Source organism: Pseudomonas sp. MT3, from assembly GCF_054720805.1.
Map to the genome: position 1 here is coordinate 1 of NZ_JBTVPY010000008.1, position 14,777 is coordinate 14,777.

A 14,777-nucleotide genomic window follows, 5' to 3' on the forward strand; every position below is an offset into this window, starting at 1 on the left:
ACAGGCTCCTACCCTACGCCATACAAGCGAGCTTGCTCGCGAACGGATTCACCGACGGCGCCGGAGCCGATGCGGTTCGCTACACGGGACGCTCCGATAGGGGCTTCTGCGGAATGTAAAAGGGCCGTCGTCCGGGAAGGCGACGGCCCTTTTTCAGTGCCAGCGAGTCAGCGCTTCTGCGGTGCCGGCTGCTGCTGGGTGATGCAGTGGATGTTGCCGCCGCCCAGGAGGATCTCGCGGCCCGGTACCATCACCACTTCGTGCTCGGGGAAGATGCGCTTCAAGGTGGCTTCGGCCTCGGCATCCGCCGGGTCGTCGAAGCGCGGAGCGATGATGCCACCGTTGACGATCAGGAAGTTGACGTAGGAACCGGCCAGGCGGATCGACGGATCGCGCGGCTGGGTGCCGATCACCATGTCGACGCCTTCGCACTCGGCTTCGGTCGCATGGATCGGACCGGGGATGACGATCTTGTGCACGGTGAGTTGGCGGCCCTTGGCGTCACGGGCGGTCTCCAGCACGCGCAGGGCGGCCTGGCAGCGCGCGTAGTTCGGGTCGTTGACGTCGTCGGTCCAGGCCAGCAGGACTTCGCCGGGGCGCACGTAGCAGCAGAAGTTGTCCACATGACCGTCGGTTTCGTCGTTGAACAGGCCGTCCGGCAGCCAGACCACGGTGTCGATGGCCAGGTGCCCGCGCAGGTTGGCCTCGATCTCTTCGCGCGTCAGGTGCGGGTTGCGGTTGTGGTTGAGCAGGCATTCCTCGGTGGTGATCAGGGTGCCTTCGCCGTCCACGTGGATCGAGCCGCCTTCCAGTACGAAGCCTTCGGTGCGGTAGCCGGCGCAGCGCTCGATGCTGAGGATCTTGCTCGCCACCTGGTCGTCGCGGTGCCAGGGGAAGTACAGGCCGCCTTCCAGGCCGCCCCAGGCGTTGAAGGTCCAGTCCACGCCGCGCACTTCGCCCTTGTCGTCGGTGACGAAGGTCGGGCCGGTGTCGCGCACCCAGGCGTCGTCGTTGCTGATTTCCACCACGCGAATGTTCGTTGCGTCGGCCAGTTGGGCGCGGGCGTTCTCGTACTGACCGGCGGAGACGCCGATGGTCACCGGCTCGAAGCGGGCGATGGCGCGGGCCACGGCGCTGAAGGCGGCCTGCGCGGGCTTGCCGCCCAGGCGCCAGTTGTCCGGACGCTCGGGCCAGACCATCCAGGTCTGGGTATGGGGTTCCCATTCCGCCGGCATGCGGAAGCCATCGGCGCGGGGAGTGCTGGTCAGCGTGGTCATGGGGCGGTCCTTGGTGAGTGCTTCGACGGGGGGGCAAGGTGGATACTTATCGATGGGTACCGTTGCGTTCCACCCATCCTGCGGTGTGGGTTATGTCATTCGAGAGGACGTCGCCGTCGAGTGCCGCAAGCGGCCAGTATAGGTCGCCCGCCAAGGCACCGCGCCGAAGCGTCTTCAGGTGGAAGGATTTATAGCCGATAAAAATCGATTTATGAAGGGTAATATGGAAATATTTCGCCCGCCTGCCCGAGTGCTTGTCGGATATAAATCGATTATTTGAGGGGCGCGGGCCGTTTCGGCAGGCAGGGCGGCAGGTACAGCGACAGGTAGGCGTCGATCACCCGCATGCCTTCCTCGGCCAGGCGCTCGGTGATCTGCCCGTGGCGTTGCACGGAGAGGGCGTAGACGCGGTCGCCCAGTTCGATGGCCAGGCTGAATACTTCGAGGTCCTGCGGTAGCGGCGGCAGCTCGAAGTGGCGTTCGAACAGTCCGCGCATGGCCTGGCCGAGTTGCACGTCGTGCTGGCTGTCGGCCTGGGTGACTTCGGCGAGACCGTGGCTGGCGAGGATCAACTGGCGCGCGGCGGCGTCATCGGCGTACACCGCGAGGGTGCGTTGCTCGACCAGCCGCGCAAGGTCGCGCCAGTCGCGCAGGGAGGCGTGGTCGACGGGCTGCTCCAGGCAGGCGCGGAAGGCGGCGTGGACGTCGCTGGTCAGGCCCTGGAGCAGGGCCGGCACGCTGGGGAAGAAGTGGTAGACGGAGGATGGCGGTATCCCCGCGCGTTCGGCCACTACGTAGATCGACAGGTTCGCCGCGCCGCTCTCGGCCAGCAGAGTGCGGGCAGCCTCGAGGATCACGGCGATACGTGCCTGGCTGCTGGCGCGGGGCTTGCGAGTAGGAGAGGGGACGAGCATGAAGACCTCCGGAGCTGGGCGGCTATTGGACGCCAGCTCCGGGGTACTCGGCAAGTCAGCTGCCGCCGGCGCGCAGCGTGTCCCAGACTTCGAGGATCACCGGAGCGGTCTTCTCCGGCGCGGTTTCCAGGGCGAACAGGCGGCGCTTGGTCTCCTGGTCCGGGTAGAGGCCGGGCTGGTCGCGCAGGGCGGCATCGAGGAACGGCGCGGAATCCTTGTTGCCGTTGGGGTAGAGGGTGGCGGTAGTGATCTGCGCGGCGATCTTGGGCTGCATCAGGTAGTCGATGAACCTGTGCGCCAGGTCGGGGTGCTCGGCGGAGGTGGGGATCACCAGGTTGTCGATGAACAGCACCGAGCCTTCCTGCGGCACCACGAAGCGTACCGGCTGGCCGGCGTTGGCCGCGCCCAGGGCGTCGCCGACCCAGGCCATGGCGACACACAGCTTGCCGGCATTGAGGTCCTGGATGTAGCGCTCGCTGTCGATGTAGCGCAGGTTCGGGCGCAGCTCGGCGAGCACTTCGCCGGCGCGGCGGATCTGCGACGGCGCGCTGCGGGCGAAGTTGCGGCCCTGGTAGTTCATCAGCACCGAGAAGGCTTCGTCCGGGGCATCCAGGATGCTCATCCCGCAGGCCTTCAGGCGTTGGCTCTGCTGCGGGTCGAACAGGATGCTCCAACTGTCGGGCAGCTTGCCGCCGTAGGCCTTCTCCGCTTCGGGTTCGTTGATCGCCAGGCCCACGGCGCCCCACAGGTAGGGTACGGCATGCCGGTTGTTCGGGTCGACGGCGGCCAGCTTGCTCAGCAGCTGGGTGTCGAGGTGGCTGCGGTTGGGCAGCTTGGCGAAGTCCAGCGGCTGGATCAGCTTGTCCCTGATCAGCGCCGGCAGGTCGTTGTGCGAGGGCACCGCGACGTCGATGTGCTCGCCGCTGGCCAGGGCCTTCTTGACCTCTTCGGCGGTGCTGTAGGTGTGGTACTCGACGCGGATGCCGGTGTCCTTCTCGAAGTCCTTGAGCACCTCGGGGGCGATGTAGTCGTTCCAGTTATAGATGCGAATGACCGAGTCGGCCCAGCCGGACAACGGGCACAACAGCAGCAGAATCAAGGCGTACAGGCGTGGCATTGGCGATCTCCCTGAATGAACCACGTAATCAGCGGATGCGGCGTCAGCCGCGGAAAGCGCGAGCAGCAAAGACACGACGAAGCGATGGACGCCCGGATCGGGCGGACGGAGGCATCGCGGGCAGGAGGGAACGACGGATGCGGCTCGCCCTGGCGCCCCTCCTCGCCGTTGCGATGTCGCAGTCCCCTGTGTGCCAGAGGCACAAGAAAACGCCGGCGCGAAGGCCGGCGTTTCATTTACCACTTATACGGTATGCAGATACCAGTTGTACTCGAGGTCGGAGATCGAATATTCGAACTCCTGCATCTCATGCTCCTTGCACGCGACGAAGATGTCGATGTACTCGGGGCTGATGTACTTGTTCATCACGTCGCTGTCGTCCAGCTCGCGCAGGGCATCGCGCAGGTTGTTCGGCAGGCTCTGTTCCAACTGCTCGTAGGCGTTGCCTTCGATCGGTGCGCCCGGCTCGACCTGGTTGGTCAGGCCGTGATGGATACCGGCCAGTACCGCGGAGAGCAGCAGGTACGGGTTGGCGTCGGCGCCGGCGACACGGTGTTCCAGGCGCACCGCTTCCGGCGCTCCGGTCGGCACGCGCAGGGCGACGGTACGGTTGTCCAGGCCCCAGCTCGGTGCGTTCGGCACGAAGAAGGCCGAACCGAAGCGGCGGTACGAGTTGACGTTCGGGCAGAGGAACGCCATCGACGCCGGCAGGGTCTCGAGCACACCGCCGATCGCGTGGCGCAACGCGGCGTTCTGCTCGGGATCCTCGCTGGTGAAGATGTTCTTGCCGTCCTTGTCGAGCAGCGAGACGTGGACATGCAGACCGTTGCCGGCCTGACCCGGGTAGGGCTTGGCCATGAAGGTCGAGTCCATCTCGTGGTCGTAGGCGACGTTCTTGATCAGGCGCTTGAGCAGGACCGCGTAGTCGCAGGCCTTCAGGGCGTCGTCGACGTGGTGCATGTTGACTTCGAACTGGGCCGGGGCGCTTTCCTTGACGATGGCGTCGGCCGGGATGCCCTGGGCGCGGGCGCCGTCGATGATGTCCTGCAGGCAGTCGGCGTACTCGTCGAGGTCGTCGATGGAGTAGACCTGGACCGATTGCGGACGCTTGCCGGAAATCGGCGAGCGCGGCGGCTGCGGACGGCCGTTCACGTTCTCCTGGTCGATCAGGTAGAACTCCAGCTCGAAGGCCGCGACGATGGTCAGGCCCATGTCGGTGAACTTCTGCGCCACCTGGCGCAGCACTTCACGGGGATCGGCGAAGAACGGCTGGCGCTCTTCCATCTCGTGCATGGTCATCAGCAGTTGCGCGGTCGGGCGCTTCTGCCAGGGTTCCATCGACAGGGTGTTGGGGATGGGGTAGCAGACGCGATCCGCGTCGCCAATGTCCAGGCCGAGGCCGGTGCTTTCTACAGTGGAGCCGGTGATGTCGAGAGCGAAGAGAGAGGCGGGGAGATTGATGCCTTTCTCATAGACTTTGGGCAGGTTGGTGCGTTCGATGCGCTTGCCGCGGACCACACCATTCATGTCTGCAATCAGGAGGTCGACGAACTGGACCTCGGGGTGTTCCTTCAGGAACTCACTCGCTTCTTCAAGCGAAACGGCACTCTGGGGTACCGGCATGATGTAACACCTTTATTGTTAAAAATTTCAATCATTCGAAGGCTGAGGTGTGAGTCAATCCGAATTGGCAGGGGTTGTCAATGTCGCACCAAAAAGGGGCATATCAGCGCTGATAGGCCATTTATGGGGCGTTTCAGGTCGCTTTAGGCGCTCGGAAAGCCTTGGCTGGCGGGCTGTTCAGTAGGGCGTGTTTGATTTTTTACATCCCTATTGTGTAAAAAAATGAACAAGGCTAAGCTCGGTCCCAAGCCCATAACACATACAAACACGGGTGCCTCATGTCTCGCCTGCCGATAATCGGCGTGTCCGCCTGCCTCAAGCAGATCGGTTCGAAACCCTACCACGTCACTGGCGACAAATACCTCAGAGCTGTGATCTCCGGGGCCCGGGGCATTCCGGTGATCGTTCCCTCCCTGGGCGAGGCTATCGACCAGGAAGCCATGTTGGCCGCACTCGACGGCCTGCTGTTCACAGGCTCGGCGTCGAATGTCGAACCTCATCATTATAGTGGCTCCGCGAGCGTTGCCGGCACTCTTCATGATCCCGCGCGCGACAGCACCACACTGCCGCTGATTCGCCGTGCCGTCGCGGCCGGGATTCCGGTGCTGGGGATCTGCCGCGGCTTCCAGGAAATGAACGTCGCCTTCGGCGGTTCGCTGCACCAGAAGGTGCACGAAGTCGAAGGCTTCATGGACCACCGCGAACCCGCCGGTGAGCCGATCGAAATCCAATATGGTCTGCGGCACGTCGTCGACGTGCAGCCGGGCGGCGTTTTCGCCGGCATCGGGCTACCCTCGCAGTTCCAGGTCAACTCCATTCACGGCCAGGGCGTTGATCGTCTGGCGCCCGGCCTTCGTGTAGAAGCTCTGGCGCCTGACGGGTTGGTTGAAGCCTTCTCCGTCGAAGGTGCGACCTTTGCCGTCGGGGTGCAGTGGCACCCGGAATGGCAGGTCGAAACGAACCCCAACTATCTCGCTATCTTCCAGGCATTCGGCAAAGCCTGCGGCAAGAGGGCGGGGAACCGTTGAGTCCGGCGTTGGGGCCGGACTCTCAACCCCTGAGGTCTTTATGACTAGCAAGTTAGACCAGCTGAGCAGCTGGCTGAAGGAACGCAAGATCACCGAAGTGGAATGCATGATCGCCGACCTGACCGGGATCGCCCGGGGCAAGATCGCGCCGACCGCGAAATTCCTCAACGAGAAGGGCATGCGCCTGCCGGAGAGCGTTCTCCTGCAGACCGTGACCGGTGATTACGTCGAGGACGACATCTATTACGACCTGCTGGACCCGGCCGACATCGATATGGTCTGCCGCCCGGACGAGAATGCCGTGTTCCTCGTCCCCTGGGCCATCGAGCCGACCGCGATGGTCATCCATGACACCTACGACAAGCTGGGCAACCCCATCGAGCTGTCGCCGCGCAACGTGCTCAAGCGTGTGCTCAAGCTCTACGCCGACAAGGGCTGGAAGCCGATTGTCGCCCCGGAAATGGAATTCTACCTGACCAAACGCAGCGACGACCCCGACTACCCGCTGCAGGCTCCGGTAGGCCGTTCCGGTCGCCAGGAAACTGGCCGCCAGTCCTTCTCCATCGACGCGGCGAACGAGTTCGACCCGCTGTTCGAGGACATGTACGACTGGTGCGAACTGCAGGGCCTGGATCTGGATACCCTGATCCATGAAGAAGGCACCGCGCAGATGGAGATCAACTTCCGTCATGGCGATGCCCTCGACCTGGCCGACCAGATCGTGGTGTTCAAGCGCACCATGCGCGAGGCGGCGCTCAAGCACAACGTCGCCGCGACCTTCATGGCCAAGCCGATGACCGGCGAGCCGGGCAGTGCCATGCACCTGCACCAGAGCATCGTCGACATCAAGACCGGCAAGAACATCTTCTCCAACGCCGACGGCAGCATGAGCGAGCTGTTCCTGCACCACGTCGGCGGCCTGCAGAAGCTGATCCCCGAGGCGCTGCCGCTGTTCGCCCCGAACGTCAACTCGTTCCGCCGCTTCCTGCCCGACACCTCGGCGCCGGTGAACGTGGAGTGGGGCGAGGAGAACCGCACCGTGGGCCTGCGCGTACCGGATTCCACCCCGGACAACCGTCGGGTGGAGAACCGCCTGGCCGGCGCCGACGCCAACCCTTACCTGGCCCTGGCCGCCAGCCTGCTGTGCGGCTACATCGGCATGGTCGAAGGCTTCAAACCCAGTGCCCAGGTCAAGGGCCGTGGCTATGAACGGCGTAACCTGCGTCTACCGCTGACCATCGAAGCTGCCCTGGAGTGCATGGAGGGTAGCAAGACCCTGGAGAAATACCTGGGTGACAAGTTCATTCGGGGCTACGTCGCGGTGAAGCGCGCCGAGCACGAGAACTTCAAGCGAGTAATCAGTTCCTGGGAGCGCGAGTTCCTCCTGCTTTCTGTCTGATCGGCGTGGGGTCCGGCGCGTGGCCGGGTCCCGTGTTTCTTAGAAAAGAGGTTTTATCAAGATGACTAACCAGACCAGCGCCAATACCCAACATTGGCAGGCGCTCAGCCGCGAACACCACCTGGCTCCGTTCACCGACTACAAGCAGTTGAACGAGAAGGGCGCGCGCATCATCACCAAGGCCGAGGGTATCTACCTGTGGGACAGCGAGGGCAACAAGATCCTCGACGGCATGGCGGGCCTGTGGTGCGTGAACGTCGGCTACGGTCGCAAGGAGCTTGCTGAAGCCGCCTACAAGCAGATGCAGGAACTGCCCTACTACAACCTGTTCTTCCAGACTGCCCACCCGCCGGCGCTGGAGCTGGCCAAGGCGATCGCCGACATCGCCCCCGAAGGCATGAACCACGTGTTCTTCACCGGCTCGGGCTCGGAGTCCAACGACACCGTGCTGCGCATGGTTCGCCACTACTGGACCATCAAGGGCCAGCCGCAGAAGAAAGTGGTCATCGGCCGCTGGAACGGCTACCACGGCTCCACCGTCGCCGGCGTCAGCCTGGGCGGCATGAAGGCGCTGCACGAGCAGGGCGACCTGCCAATCCCGGGCATCGTGCACATCCCGCAGCCGTACTGGTATGGCGAGGGTGGCGACATGTCGCCGGAAGAGTTCGGCGTCTGGGCTGCCGAGCAACTGGAGAAGAAGATTCTCGAAGTCGGCGAAGACAAGGTCGCCGCCTTCATCGCCGAGCCGATCCAGGGCGCGGGCGGCGTGATCGTTCCGCCGGAAACCTACTGGCCGAAGATCCGCGAGATCCTCGCCAAGTACGACATCCTGTTCATCGCCGACGAAGTCATCTGCGGCTTCGGCCGTACCGGCGAGTGGTTCGGCAGCCAGTACTACGGCAACGCCCCGGACCTGATGCCGATCGCCAAGGGCCTGACCAGCGGCTACATCCCAATGGGCGGCGTGATCGTTCGTGACGAGATCGTCCATACCCTGAATGAGGGTGGGGAGTTCTACCACGGCTTCACTTACTCCGGTCACCCGGTCGCGGCCGCCGTCGCGCTGGAAAACATCCGCATCCTGCGTGAAGAGAAGATCGTCGAGAAGGTGAAGGCCGAAACGGCACCGTATTTGCAGAAACGCTGGCAGGAGCTGGCCGACCATCCCCTGGTAGGCGAAGCCCGCGGCGTCGGTCTGGTGGCAGCACTGGAACTGGTGAAGAACAAGAAGACCCGCGAGCGCTTCGACGGCAAGGGTGTGGGGATGCTGTGCCGCGAGCACTGTTTCCGCAACGGTCTGATCATGCGCGCGGTGGGAGACACTATGATTATTTCGCCGCCGCTGGTGATCGAGAAATCGCAGATCGATGACCTGATCACCCTGGCGCGCAAGTGCCTCGATCAGACCGCCGCAGCCGTTCTGTCTTGAGTCTTTCACCGGACCTTTGACAGACTGCGCCTGTGCGTTGGCCAGGCTCACCGGGTGGTGACGGATCGAACTGTCCACGCCACCCGGAACATCAAAAAAACAAATGGAGCTACCCGCATGTTCAACACCTTCGGCAAATCCCTGCTCGCTGTGACGCTGGCGGGCGCTGTGGCTGGTATGGCGCAGGCAGATGACAAAGTGCTGCACGTCTACAACTGGTCGGATTACATCGCGCCGGACACCGTAGACAAGTTCACCAAGGAAACCGGAATCAAGGTCGTCTACGACGTCTACGACAGCAACGAAGTGCTGGAAGCCAAGCTGCTGGCCGGCAAGTCGGGGTATGACATCGTGGTACCGTCCAACTCCTTCCTCGCCAAGCAGATCAAGGCCGGCGTCTACCAGCCGCTGGATCGCGCCAAGCTGCCGAACTGGAAGAACCTGAACCCGGACATCATGAAGACCCTGGAGATCAGCGACCCGGGCAACCAGTACGCGATCCCCTACATGTGGGGCACCATCGGCCTGGGTTACAACCCGGACAAGGTCAAGGCCGCGCTGGGCGACAACGCCCCGGTGGACTCCTGGGACCTGGTGTTCAAGCCGGAAAACATCCAGAAGCTGAAGGCGTGCGGCGTGAGCTTCCTCGATTCGCCGACCGAAATGCTGCCGGCCGCCCTGCACTACCTGGGCTACAAGCCCGATAGCCAGGACCCGAAACAGCTGAAGGAAGCCGAAGCGCTGTTCCTGAAGATTCGTCCGTACATCTCCTACTTCCACTCCTCGAAGTACATCTCCGACATTGCCAACGGCAACATCTGCGTGGCCGTCGGCTACTCGGGCGACGTGTACCAGGCCAAATCCCGCGCGGAAGAAGCCAAGAACAAGGTCACCGTGAAGTACAACATTCCGAAGGAAGGTGCCGGTGCGTTCTTCGATACCGTCGCGATCCCGAAGGATGCCGAGAACCCGGAAGCCGCGCTGAAGTGGATCAACTTCCTGCTTGAGCCGAAGGTCATGGCCGAGATCACCAACGTCGTCCAGTTCCCGAACGGCAACGCCGCTGCCACTCCGCTGGTGGATGAGGCGATCCGTAACGACCCGGGCGTGTATCCGACGCCGGAAACCATGAAGAAGCTGTACGCCTTCCCGGACCTGCCGGCGAAGACCCAGCGTCTGATGACTCGCAGCTGGACCACCATCAAGTCCGGCAAGTGATCGGGTAGTCGCCGGTGCGCTCGCGCGCCGGCAGGTGTACCGGGCAGGTGGCGGGGGGGTTCGCTCCCCCGTCCTCCCGGCAGGCAATCCGTAGCTTCCATCAGTGGAATGGCTGCGCAAGTCGGGGTGCTCTCGCGCTCCTGAAGGCTTTGGCGCTATCCACGGAACGGCCGTCGTCGCCAACCGACAGAAGAAGTCAAAACAACGAGAGGACTCACGTGTGCGCACTCCCTTCCGCAGAACCCTGATCGCCGCACTCTCCGTTTTCGGCCTGGCCAGCGTGGCCCAGGCGGGACCGACCGTGCATATCTACAACTGGTCGGACTACATCGGCGAGACCACCCTGGACGATTTCGAGAAGGAAACCGGTATCAAGCCGGTGTATGACGTCTTCGACTCCAACGAAACCCTGGAAGGCAAGCTGCTGGCCGGCCGCACCGGCTATGACGTGGTCGTGCCGTCCAACCACTTCCTCGGTCGCCAGATCAAGGCCGGTGCGTTCCAGAAGCTGGACAGGAGCCAACTGCCCAACTGGTCGAACCTCGATCCGAAACTGATGAAGCAGCTCGAGGCCAACGACCCGGGCAACCTGTACGGCGTGCCGTACCTGTGGGGCACCAACGGCATCGGCTACAACGTCGAGAAGGTCAAGGCCGTCCTGGGTGTCGACACCATCGATTCGTGGGCCGTCCTGTTCGAGCCCGAGAACATGAAGAAGCTCAGCCAGTGCGGCGTTGCCTTCCTCGATTCGGGCGACGAGATGATGCCGGCCGTGCTCAAGTACCTGGGGCTGGATCCCAACAGCAGCAACCCGGACGACTACAAGAAAGTCGAAGACAAGCTGATGGCGGTGCGTCCGTACGTCACCTACTTCCACTCCTCCAAGTACATTTCCGACCTGGCCAACGGCAACATCTGCGTGGCGGCGGGCTTCTCCGGCGACGTATTCCAGGCCGCCAACCGTGCCAAGGAAGCCGGCAAGGGCGTCAACATCGCCTATGCGATTCCGAAGGAAGGCGCCAACCTGTGGTTCGACATCCTCGCCATCCCGAAGGATGCCTCCAACCCGAAAGCCGCCCATGCCTTCATCAACTACCTGCTCAAGCCCGAGGTGATCGCCAAGGTCAGCGATTACGTCGGTTACGCCAACCCGAACCTCAAGGCTGGCGAATTCATGGATGAGTCCGTGCGCAACAATCCTGAGGTGTATCCACCCCAGGAGGTTCTCGACAAGCTCTTCGTGCAGCACGAGCTGCCGCCGAAGGTCCTGCGCCTAATGACCCGTTCCTGGACCAAGATCAAGTCCGGCAAGTAAGCCGCAGACGTAGTAATCCAAGCATGCCCGGCCGCGGGGGCCGGGCCTCTATGATTTGGGAGTTGTGGTAATGGCAATAGCCTCCGGTGCCTACAAGAAAGCCTTGAGTGGCGACCAGAAGCCTAAAGAGGTTCTGGTAAAAATCGACCGGGTCAGCAAGCAGTTCGACGAAACGTTGGCTGTGGACAGCGTGTCCCTTGACATCAAGAAGGGCGAGATATTCGCCCTGCTCGGTGGCTCGGGTTCGGGCAAGTCGACCCTGCTGCGCATGCTGGCTGGTTTCGAGCGTCCCACTGAAGGTCGCATCTTCCTCGATGGCCAGGACATTACCGACCTGCCGCCCTATGAGCGGCCGATCAACATGATGTTCCAGTCTTACGCCCTGTTCCCCCACATGAGCGTGGCGCAGAACATCGCCTTCGGCCTGAAGCAGGACGGCCTGCCCAAGGCCGAGATCGACAAGATCGTCGACGAGATGCTCAAGCTCGTGCAGATGACCCAGTACGCCAAGCGCAAGCCGCACCAGCTCTCCGGCGGCCAGCGCCAGCGCGTGGCCCTGGCCCGCTCGCTGGCCAAGCGTCCGAAGCTGCTGCTGCTCGACGAGCCGATGGGCGCGCTGGACAAGAAACTGCGTTCGCAGATGCAGCTGGAACTGGTGGAGATCATCGAGCGCGTGGGTGTGACCTGTGTGATGGTGACCCACGACCAGGAAGAGGCCATGACCATGGCCCAGCGCATCGCCATCATGCACCTGGGTTGCATCGAGCAGATCGGCAGCCCGATGGACATCTACGAGACTCCGGCCAGTCGCCTGATCTGCGAGTTCATCGGCAACGTCAACCTGTTCGACGGCGAGATCGTCGAGGACCTGCAGGACCACGCGGTCATCGCCTGCCCGCAGCTGGAAAACCCGATCTACATCGGCCACGGCATCAGTACTCGTGCCGAGAACAAGCGCATGACCTACGCGCTGCGTCCGGAAAAGGTCATGGTCAGCGCGCAGAAGCCGGAAAACCTCGAGCACGAAGGCTTCAACGTCGCCCAGGGCACCGTTCACGACATCGCCTACCTGGGCGGTCACTCGGTGTACTACATCAAGCTGGCTTCGGGCTTCATCGTCCAGGCCTTCATGGCCAACGCCGAGCGCCACGTGGCGCGCCCGACCTGGGACCAGTCGGTTTACATCAGCTGGTACGACGACAGCGGTGTGGTACTGCAATCATGAACATCAGCAAATCGCTCATGAAACGCCTGCCGAACGGCCGGCATGCCGTGATCGGTGTGCCGTTCTTCTGGCTGTTCCTGTTCTTCCTGCTGCCCTTCGCCATCGTGCTGAAGATCAGTCTGGCGGCAGCGGACGTAGCCATTCCGCCGTACACCGAAGTGTTCCAGTACGCCGACCAGACGCTCCAGGTCGTGATGAACCTGGGCAACTACCTGATGCTGACGGACGACCCGCTCTACATCGACGCCTACCTGGGCTCGCTGAAGATGGCGGCGATCAGTACCTTCCTGTGCCTGCTCATCGGCTACCCGATGGCCTACTCCATCGCCCGCGCCAGCAAGGAAATGCAGACCGTGCTGCTGCTGCTGATCATGATGCCGACCTGGACGGCGATCCTGATCCGCGTGTACGCCTGGATGGGCATCCTGTCCAACAATGGCCTGCTCAACAGCTTCCTGATGTGGCTGGGCGTGATCAACGAGCCGCTGACGATCCTCAACACCAACTTCGCGGTGTACATCGGTATCGTCTACTCCTACCTGCCGTTCATGATCCTGCCGCTGTTCGCCAACCTAGTGAAGCACGACATGAGCCTGCTCGAAGCCGCGTCCGACCTTGGCGCGCGCAGCTTCACCAGCTTCTGGAAGATCACCGTGCCGCTGTCCAAGAACGGCATCATCGCCGGCTGCATGCTGGTGTTCATCCCGGCGGTGGGCGAGTTCGTGATCCCGGAACTGCTCGGCGGCCCCGAGACGCTGATGATCGGCAAGGTGCTGTGGCAGGAGTTCTTCAACAACCGCGACTGGCCGGTGGCTTCCGCCCTCGCCGTGGTGATGCTGGCCATCCTCATCATCCCCATCATCCTCTTTAACAAGAACCAGGCTAAAGAGCTGGAGGGCAAGGTATGAGTTTCTTCAAGGCAATCCGCCCATTATCCTCTTTAACAGACTCTTTACCCACGAGCCTGGCTAAAGAGCTGGAGGGCAAGGTATGAACAAGCGTTGGTCGTTCTCCAACATCATGCTGGTGTTGGGCCTGCTCTTCATCTACGTGCCGATGCTCATCCTGGTCATCTACTCGTTCAACGGCTCGAAGCTGGTGACCGTGTGGGGTGGCTGGTCGATCAAGTGGTACGTCGGCCTGCTGGACAACCAGCAACTGATCGGTTCGGTGTTCCGCTCGCTGGAGATCGCCTTCTACACCGCGATCTCCTCCGTGGCACTGGGCACCCTGGCCGCCTTCGTGCTGACCCGCATCCCGCATTTCCGTGGCCGTACGCTGTTCGGCGGCATGGTCACCGCGCCGCTGGTCATGCCCGAGGTGATCACCGGTCTGTCGCTGCTGCTGCTGTTCGTGGCGATGGCCCAGCTGATCGGCTGGCCGCAGGAGCGCGGCATCGTGACCATCTGGATCGCCCACACCAGCTTCTGTTCGTCCTACGTGGCGGTGGTGGTGTCGGCGCGCCTGCGCGAGCTGGATCTGTCCATCGAGGAAGCGGCGATGGACCTGGGCGCCAAGCCCTGGAAGGTGTTCATGCTGATCACCATCCCGATGATCGCGCCGTCGCTGGCGGCGGGCGGCATGATGTCCTTCGCCCTGTCGCTGGATGACCTGGTACTGGCCAGCTTCGTGTCCGGTCCTGGCTCCACCACCCTGCCGATGGAAGTGTTCTCCGCCGTGCGCCTGGGCGTGAAGCCGGAGATCAACGCCGTCGCCAGCCTGATCCTGCTGACCGTTTCGCTGTTCACCTTCTTCGCCTGGTACTTCACCCGCCAGGCCGAGGAGCGTCGCAAGCGCGCCATTCAGGAAGCGATGGAATCCAACGCGACCGATTGGCAGCAAAAGAGTTCGACAGCCACCGCCTGACACCGTCTTGTCGGCCGGTTGCTTCCGGCGATTGTCGAACCACGGGCCACCTTCGGGTGGCCCGTGTTTTTTGTGTCCGCGTTATTCCGAAGTGTCTGGATTCCCTGGAATTATCGGAAAAATCTGTAAGTGCAAAGCCCTACTCCGGTGAAATGGCCAACTAGTATTTAACTCGTTCGATGGCGTCTACCGGCCTCCCCCGAACCAGGGCCGGGAACGTCAGCGGCATCGTCTAGTGAAATCCTTGGCATACGTGCGGGAGAGGGCGCCCAATACAACACCCCAAGAGTTATCCCTAGGGGAAATAACGCGCCAGGGAGCTTCGGCATCTCCCGCAGCACTCTCTTTCAGGCCCCAAAGGAAAAC

General features: G+C 62.6%; 12 protein-coding genes. 8 read left to right on the top strand and 4 right to left on the bottom strand.

Annotated elements, in window-relative coordinates; translation table 11 throughout:
• Nucleotides 1-167: 167 nt before the first annotated feature.
• From aguA to ACYCAX_RS09920, 4 genes are all read right to left on the bottom strand, one after another.
• On the bottom strand, nt 168-1,277 hold the full coding sequence (aguA, locus tag ACYCAX_RS09905) for an agmatine deiminase (RefSeq protein ID WP_460247896.1): 1,110 nt from the start codon (nt 1,275-1,277) through the stop codon (nt 168-170).
• A 272-nt stretch (nt 1,278-1,549) separates the two neighbouring features.
• A complete protein-coding gene (locus ACYCAX_RS09910) occupies nt 1,550-2,191 on the bottom strand; it encodes a TetR/AcrR family transcriptional regulator (RefSeq protein ID WP_294971991.1) in 642 nt (213 codons plus the stop codon).
• Between the two features lie 55 nt (nt 2,192-2,246).
• Complete coding sequence (locus tag ACYCAX_RS09915) at nt 2,247-3,308, bottom strand: polyamine ABC transporter substrate-binding protein (RefSeq protein WP_294971989.1); 1,062 nt, start codon at nt 3,306-3,308, stop codon at nt 2,247-2,249.
• A gap of 243 nt (nt 3,309-3,551) precedes the next feature.
• Nucleotides 3,552-4,931 carry a glutamine synthetase family protein gene (locus ACYCAX_RS09920; RefSeq protein ID WP_015479464.1) on the bottom strand — a complete coding sequence of 460 codons (1,380 nt, stop codon included), beginning with the start codon at nt 4,929-4,931 and terminating at the stop codon, nt 3,552-3,554.
• A gap of 278 nt (nt 4,932-5,209) precedes the next feature.
• On the opposite strand from ACYCAX_RS09920, the gene ACYCAX_RS09925 reads away from it, so the two are divergent.
• The 8 genes from ACYCAX_RS09925 to ACYCAX_RS09960 all read left to right on the top strand — a co-directional run bounded on the left by ACYCAX_RS09925 (nt 5,210) and on the right by ACYCAX_RS09960 (nt 14,411).
• A complete protein-coding gene (locus ACYCAX_RS09925) occupies nt 5,210-5,959 on the top strand; it encodes a gamma-glutamyl-gamma-aminobutyrate hydrolase family protein (protein ID WP_294971985.1) in 750 nt (249 codons plus the stop codon).
• 40 nt (nt 5,960-5,999) lie between these two features.
• On the top strand, nt 6,000-7,358 hold the full coding sequence (locus ACYCAX_RS09930; RefSeq protein ID WP_015479462.1) for a glutamine synthetase family protein: 1,359 nt from the start codon (nt 6,000-6,002) through the stop codon (nt 7,356-7,358).
• 61 nt (nt 7,359-7,419) lie between these two features.
• Complete coding sequence (locus tag ACYCAX_RS09935; protein ID WP_294971981.1) at nt 7,420-8,787, top strand: aspartate aminotransferase family protein; 1,368 nt, start codon at nt 7,420-7,422, stop codon at nt 8,785-8,787.
• Nucleotides 8,788-8,904: 117 nt separating this feature from the next.
• Nucleotides 8,905-10,005: a polyamine ABC transporter substrate-binding protein gene (locus ACYCAX_RS09940; RefSeq protein WP_015479460.1), complete on the top strand. Its 1,101-nt coding sequence runs from the start codon at nt 8,905-8,907 to the stop codon at nt 10,003-10,005.
• 220 nt (nt 10,006-10,225) lie between these two features.
• Nucleotides 10,226-11,320, top strand: a complete 1,095-nt coding sequence (locus tag ACYCAX_RS09945) for a polyamine ABC transporter substrate-binding protein (protein WP_460247897.1) — start codon at nt 10,226-10,228, stop codon at nt 11,318-11,320.
• Nucleotides 11,321-11,390: 70 nt separating this feature from the next.
• Entirely contained in the window at nt 11,391-12,545 is a 1,155-nt protein-coding gene (locus tag ACYCAX_RS09950; RefSeq protein WP_460247898.1) for an ABC transporter ATP-binding protein, read from the top strand.
• Between the two features lie 26 nt (nt 12,546-12,571).
• Nucleotides 12,572-13,453: an ABC transporter permease subunit gene (locus ACYCAX_RS09955; protein ID WP_294972069.1), complete on the top strand. Its 882-nt coding sequence runs from the start codon at nt 12,572-12,574 to the stop codon at nt 13,451-13,453.
• An 82-nt stretch (nt 13,454-13,535) separates the two neighbouring features.
• Nucleotides 13,536-14,411 carry an ABC transporter permease subunit gene (locus ACYCAX_RS09960; protein ID WP_460247899.1) on the top strand — a complete coding sequence of 292 codons (876 nt, stop codon included), beginning with the start codon at nt 13,536-13,538 and terminating at the stop codon, nt 14,409-14,411.
• Nucleotides 14,412-14,777 lie beyond the last annotated feature (366 nt).